This window comes from Colwellia sp. E2M01 (genome assembly GCF_018860585.1).
GTDB lineage: Bacteria > Pseudomonadota > Gammaproteobacteria > Enterobacterales > Alteromonadaceae > Colwellia.
Genome location: NZ_JAHKPR010000006.1, coordinates 1 through 5,901, shown reverse-complemented (window position 1 = coordinate 5,901; position 5,901 = coordinate 1). Strand labels below are relative to the sequence as shown.

Below are 5,901 nucleotides of genomic sequence, written 5' to 3'. Positions count from 1 at the left end.
TTCGCTGGGCAAACAAAAAAGCCCGCAATATTCTATATTGCGGGCTTTTTTATTTATCGATTAAAATTGCTGAAAGAAAGTACATTTTCATCATAAACGTGAGGGATCTTTTTCGGTGAGTTTGGCACCCCAGTGACGCAGTTTTTCAAAGCCAAGTAAACATAAGCCGACGGCCAAAAATGCTAGAGCAATACCGCCAAAGCCTAACGCCTCATATTCGTTATGACAAGTCCAGAGGAGTTGACCCACACATAATGTAGCGACAATAAGTAAAGTGTATTTTCGATTAATAAATTCCACAACAAAAACACCTAAAGGGGCACCTAAGGCAACAATGGGCGCTGCGGCTAACCAGTTTTCATAAACTCCAGGTTGCCAGCTACCAGCTACACTTTTAATAACAACACCATAGAGAGAGGCAAAAGCCATAATAATAACCGATGTAGGAATGGCAATTTTAAGATCAGCGCGACAAAGTAATACGAGTGCTGCGTAAATCACCATATCGATGCCAACACCGGTAACTGAGACTGCTAGAGCACTAGCTCCTAAACCTAAAATAAACCCTAATTTATGATCCCATTTTTCATCAAATTCGGTCATACCGCTATGGGAGGAAATTTCATTTACACGATAAAGATGAAGCAGTCCAAAGCTTCCCCAAATTATGGCAAAAATTACTTTTACCCATAGATCTGGTACTGATGGAGCGATAAAAAAAATACCTAAAGGCGTGCCGAATAATGCACCAAGGGTCGCGCCTTTAAGGATTGGCCAAGCTACCGGTTGCCGGCGTACTAAAATAAAAATACTGGCGCTAACCATGCCAATAGATTGAACAGCAAAGCTAAAGTCGCGTCCAAGGCTTGCAGGTAAATCAAACAAGAGTACTAATACCGGAAACCCCACGGTTCCACCTCCCATTGGAGTCGAACCGGCGGCATAACTACCAAGTGCCATAGCCACAGCCATAGGCCAATGATCAAAAGTGGTTTGCCATGCATCAGTTAAATGTATAAGACTAAACCAGCTTACATAAAAGATCCCGAGCCATAGAAACCAGATCCATAAATAATGCTTGGCTGGGGGGTGAATTGACATTATTGTTATCCTAAAGAGTGCTTTAAAAAGTTATTTTTTATACAAAAAAAACATGAGGTTACTTAGGCTTTATGTAAGCCATAGCGTTTAAATTTGTTAATAAAAATTCTAGAGCTAGGTAAAGCTGATAATTACTTTTTGAATTAACGGTATGTTTTCAGTAAAAAATTATTTTTTACTAATAAATTTCTACTGAGCTATTTGAATTCATTATTTGGAATAAGACGATAAATTTTCAATAATTTACAACAACTTACAATAAATAAGGCTCTTATCGGGAGGATGAATATACTTCCCTATCAAAGTGCCTATTAACAAATTAAGCAAAACCTTATCACTTAGTTTTTATCAAAACAACTTAATGTTGTAGCGCCATCGGTTACTTTTGGAGCTGATACTTCGGATAACGCATCTGAAAAATCTAGATTTAAAATATGGTTTAACGGCTCACTGCAAAATAAAAAACTCTACTATTAAATTATTAACCTTTTTACTGGCTGGTAGCATGGCATCGTTCGGCATCATGGCTATTGTTAGTCATTTTTCCACAGCTAGCAGTGAAACCAAGCAAACACCGACAATAAATCATACCCTAACATCTATAGAGTTTTTACCTCTATTACCTGATGAAATTGAAGCATTACCAACACCACCACTGCCACCTAAACCAGAGGTTGTTTCTCCTGTCACCACACAAACAGTTCAACCGGCACAAAACACTAGTAGCTCGATAATACAGTTAGATGTTCATAACTCGGTCGCAGTAATAGCTATATCAATACCTACTTTATCTGAGCCACAAAAAACATTGGATCTAACTTATAAAGTACTTCCTAAATACACTTATGATATAAACAAAGCTCTTCAGTATGGCGAGATTCAACTGAGCTACCAACGAGATCTCACAGGTAAAACTACAGATCTCGAGCAATGTTCACAGAGAATTAGAGCGCTCGGCTAAAAAAGCATTATCTCAGTGGCAATATAACGCTGCCGATGTGGTATTAAATGAAACTCTCCACGTGACTTTCAAATTTACTCCTAACGAAAACTAATACTTGATGCCTGAAGCGCGACAAACAATAAATATATGTCATTGTTTGCCTACACTTAACGCGGTAAAATCTTGTTTACCGATAATCTATTATCTAACTTAATGTAGGCTTTTATGTCAATTAGCAAAGAACAACTCGACACCATAGAACAATACGATGAAGAAAAGCGACTTAGTTACTTACTTCAACAAGTTGTGAGTAATAAAGAAGTATGGATTCTAGCTGACGAACATGGCTGCGTAATGCTAAATACTGCAGATGAAGATTGCGTACCTGTATGGCCTAATGAAGAATTCGCTTTACGCTGGGCGACAGATGAATGGCAAGACTGTAAAGCCGAAGCTATATCATTAAATAAATGGTACAGCCGTTGGAGTAATGGACTAGCTGATGATGAATTAGCTTTAGTAATATTTCCTAATCAAAATAATGAAGGTTTAGTATTGTTTCCTGAAGAGTTTGAAGAAGCGCTATTAAAAGAAACGAAAAAACAAAGCCGCAAATAGACTCTAGATAAAAAATATTGCCCGTGAGACTCATTTCTATCTGGTGAGATTTAACCTTAATGATCAACAACCTCAACTAAATCAATCATTGTACCTTTGTCATAGTTTGTCTATATTGTATTGAGTAGTAGATCTAAATACGCACAGGAAACCTATGAACAAGGGCACAATGTCAAATACACACCTTAATAAGAAACCCCAATTATTTGAACTTCAGCCAGGTAAAAACCTAGATCTGCAAATAAGTAACCCTCTATCTGTGCGTTTGAAGTTGCCTTTAATAGGTTTTGAGTTAGGTAACTACATCATTTTAAAATATCCAAAAGTTGCTAATACACTAGAATATAAAGATGTATTAGTAGAAGGTAACGTTGTTATTGTGCGTTACTTAATGGAAGGTAATAAAGGTGAGTGTTTTGCTTTTCGCTCGACTATAAAAAACATTACTCAATATCCAGAAAAATTTATATTTATTGAATACCCTAAAAATATTGAAAACAGACAATTACGCTTGCAACAAAGAGCAAGTATTCACTTACCCGCAACAATCATGCTGGAAAATACCACAGGTAAAAACTCCACAAAAATTACGGGGATTATTGGTGATATTTCCGCTAAAGGTTGTGGTTTTTCTTTTAAAACAGAGAGCCTAAATACTAAGGTAAATAAACGTGATATTTTTGTTTGTATACAAAGCCCTGGTGACGGTGAAGTCAAAATACCTGCAAGAGTATGTAACAGCCGAAATGAAAATGGTACGGTCAGTGTGGGTATTCAATTTATAGATGAAGGAACTATTGTACCTAAGCTACTAACCCAACTGTTTATTGAGAATACCTTCAGCTAATCGTTATTTATCTTAAGTTACCTATCCAGGTATTAAGTAAGAATAACCATTAGCTGAGGTGTAACGCTATTCACTACTTAAAAACTGCCAATGAAAGCGTAAATGCTCTTCAATAAAACTACTTATAAAGTAATAACTATGGTCATAACCTTGATGAATAACTAGCTCAAGCGGGTAATTACTCTGCTCTGCTGCTAGCATTAACGACTCAGGTTTTAATTGCTCAGTAAGAAAGTTGTCGCCTCCGCCTTGATCAACCTTTGCAGCTACAAAATCTGTGGCGCTTACCATTAATTTACTAGCGTCATATTCAGCCCACGTGGCAGTATCGTCTCCTAAATAAGCGGTAAATGCTTTTTGTCCCCAAGGGCAATTAATAGGATTACTAATAGGACTAAAAGCGGAGACTGAACAATAACGTTCGGGATTCTTAAGGGCTATGGTTAACGCACCGTGTCCACCCATTGAATGTCCTGAAATAGCTCGTTTATTATTTACCGGAAAAGTCGCTTCGATCAACTCAGGTAATTCGTCAACGATATAGTCGTACATTTGATAATGATTTTTCCAAGGCGCTTGCGTTGCATTTACATAAAAACCCGCACCTTGGCCTAAATCATAAGCATCATCATCAGCAACCCCTGGGCCTCTTGGACTTGTATCAGGCGCTACAATAGCAATACCTAACTCAGCTGCAACACGTTGTATGCCTGATTTTTGCATGACATTCTCGTCGCTACAAGTTAATCCCGACAGCCAATAAAGTACAGGAACTTTGTGAGTATTTGATGCTTGTGGAGGCAGGTAAATAGCAAAACGCATAGTACAATTTAACGTGCGAGATTGATGGCTATATTGCTTATGCCAGCCACCAAAAAGTTTATTACTACTGATATTTTCAATTGTCATTGTGAGGATCTTCACCTGTAAAATAATGGTAGATATTTGGTCATTAAAGATAAAAAACATCAATAATGACCAATTAACTATTATCCGAATTCAAGTATCTTATTATCGATAATTAATGATTAATCATTAATTATAAAACTACTTATCAAAATGGATAACAGAACGAATACTTTCACCTTCATGCATTAAATCAAATGCTTCATTAATACTTTCTAAGCCCATGGTATGCGTTATAAAATCGCTTAATTTAAATTCACCAGCTAAATAACGTTCTACATATTCTGGTAATTCAGTACGACCTTTAACACCACCAAAAGCGGAGCCACGCCATACTCTACCGGTAACTAATTGAAATGGACGTGTTGAAATTTCTTGTCCAGCGCCAGCAACACCAATAATAACGGACTCACCCCAACCTTTATGACAACACTCTAATGCTGAACGCATTAAGTTAACATTACCAACACATTCAAACGAGTAATCTACGCCGCCATCCGTTAATTCTACAATCACGTCTTGAATTGGCTTGTCGAAGTTTTTAGGGTTAATACAGTCAGTTGCACCTAATTTTTTAGCGAGTTCAAATTTACTCTCATTAATATCAATCGCAATAATACGCGACGCTTTAGCCATCGCGGCACCAATAACCGCAGAAAGACCAATACCACCAAGTCCGAAAATAGCAACTGTATCCCCCTCTTCCACTTTAGCTGTATTCATTACCGCTCCAATACCTGTAGTAACGCCACAGCCTAATAAACAAACTTCTTCTAAAGCTGCTTTTTTATTGACTTTTGCTAACGATATTTCTGGTAAAACTGTGTACTCAGAGAAAGTAGAGCAGCCCATGTAATGAAAAATTGGCTGGCCGTCTTTATAAAAACGTGTAGTACCATCAGGCATTAATCCTTTACCTTGGGTTTCTCTAATTTTTTGACATAAGTTAGTTTTGCCCGATAAACAGAATTTACATTCACCACATTCAGGAGTATAAAGTGGAATAACATGATCGCCCACTTGTACAGAGGTGACGCCTTCGCCAACTTGCTCGACAATACCGCCGCCCTCATGCCCTAAAATAACAGGGAAAATACCTTCAGGATCTTCACCTGATAAAGTAAAAGCATCGGTATGACATACACCAGAAGCGATAACCTTAATTAACACTTCGCCTTTTTTAGGTAACATAACATCCACTTCTTCAACTGACAGTGGTTGTTTAGGCCCCCAAGCAATGGCGGCTTTAGATTTAATAAAATTAGTTGGATCAAATGTTAGGTTATTTACTGTAGTTTCAGACATAAGGACTCTCACGTTATTATTTAGGACAATTTGGTTTTAAGTGTAGCTCATTTAACCAAAATCTAAGTACAAAAAACATTATCATTACATGACATAAACCGGGTTCAGGTTACTGATCATGATTATACCAAGTTGATTAAGTTCTTTCCCACTCAGCTAAATTTAAAAGGCTTAGAGGCAA

General features: G+C 37.3%; 6 protein-coding genes. 3 read left to right on the top strand and 3 right to left on the bottom strand.

What is annotated here, in order from left to right; all coding sequences use genetic code 11:
• Positions 1-90: 90 nt before the first annotated feature.
• On the bottom strand, positions 91-1,101 hold the full coding sequence (locus KO502_RS00620; RefSeq protein ID WP_216020620.1) for a sulfite exporter TauE/SafE family protein: 1,011 nt from the start codon (positions 1,099-1,101) through the stop codon (positions 91-93).
• Between the two features lie 505 nt (positions 1,102-1,606).
• On the opposite strand from KO502_RS00620, the gene KO502_RS00615 reads away from it, so the two are divergent.
• From KO502_RS00615 to KO502_RS00605, 3 genes are all read left to right on the top strand, one after another.
• A complete protein-coding gene (locus tag KO502_RS00615; RefSeq protein WP_216020619.1) occupies positions 1,607-2,062 on the top strand; it encodes a hypothetical protein in 456 nt (151 codons plus the stop codon).
• Positions 2,063-2,269: 207 nt separating this feature from the next.
• Positions 2,270-2,662, top strand: a complete 393-nt coding sequence (locus KO502_RS00610; RefSeq protein ID WP_216020618.1) for a DUF2750 domain-containing protein — start codon at positions 2,270-2,272, stop codon at positions 2,660-2,662.
• 154 nt (positions 2,663-2,816) lie between these two features.
• The gene (locus KO502_RS00605; RefSeq protein WP_252730431.1) at positions 2,817-3,509 is read left to right on the top strand and encodes a flagellar brake protein; all 693 of its coding nucleotides are present in this window, start codon (positions 2,817-2,819) and stop codon (positions 3,507-3,509) included.
• A gap of 66 nt (positions 3,510-3,575) precedes the next feature.
• Here KO502_RS00605 and fghA read toward each other — a convergent pair whose 3' ends face one another.
• Both fghA and KO502_RS00595 read right to left on the bottom strand, forming a co-directional pair.
• Positions 3,576-4,418, bottom strand: a complete 843-nt coding sequence (gene fghA, locus KO502_RS00600) for an S-formylglutathione hydrolase (protein ID WP_252730430.1) — start codon at positions 4,416-4,418, stop codon at positions 3,576-3,578.
• A gap of 138 nt (positions 4,419-4,556) precedes the next feature.
• Positions 4,557-5,720: an S-(hydroxymethyl)glutathione dehydrogenase/class III alcohol dehydrogenase gene (locus tag KO502_RS00595; protein ID WP_252730429.1), complete on the bottom strand. Its 1,164-nt coding sequence runs from the start codon at positions 5,718-5,720 to the stop codon at positions 4,557-4,559.
• Positions 5,721-5,901 lie beyond the last annotated feature (181 nt).

Excerpts from the sequence above, each read along its gene's own strand:
- KO502_RS00620 (WP_216020620.1), bottom strand. The coding sequence starts at position 1,101 with ATGTCAATTCACCCCCCAGCCAAGCATTATTTATGGATCTGGTTTCTA.
- KO502_RS00615 (WP_216020619.1), top strand. The coding sequence starts at position 1,607 with ATGGCATCGTTCGGCATCATGGCTATTGTTAGTCATTTTTCCACAGCT.
- KO502_RS00610 (WP_216020618.1), top strand. The coding sequence starts at position 2,270 with ATGTCAATTAGCAAAGAACAACTCGACACCATAGAACAATACGATGAA.
- KO502_RS00605 (WP_252730431.1), top strand. The coding sequence starts at position 2,817 with ATGAACAAGGGCACAATGTCAAATACACACCTTAATAAGAAACCCCAA.
- fghA (WP_252730430.1), bottom strand. The coding sequence starts at position 4,418 with ATGACAATTGAAAATATCAGTAGTAATAAACTTTTTGGTGGCTGGCAT.
- KO502_RS00595 (WP_252730429.1), bottom strand. The coding sequence starts at position 5,720 with ATGTCTGAAACTACAGTAAATAACCTAACATTTGATCCAACTAATTTT.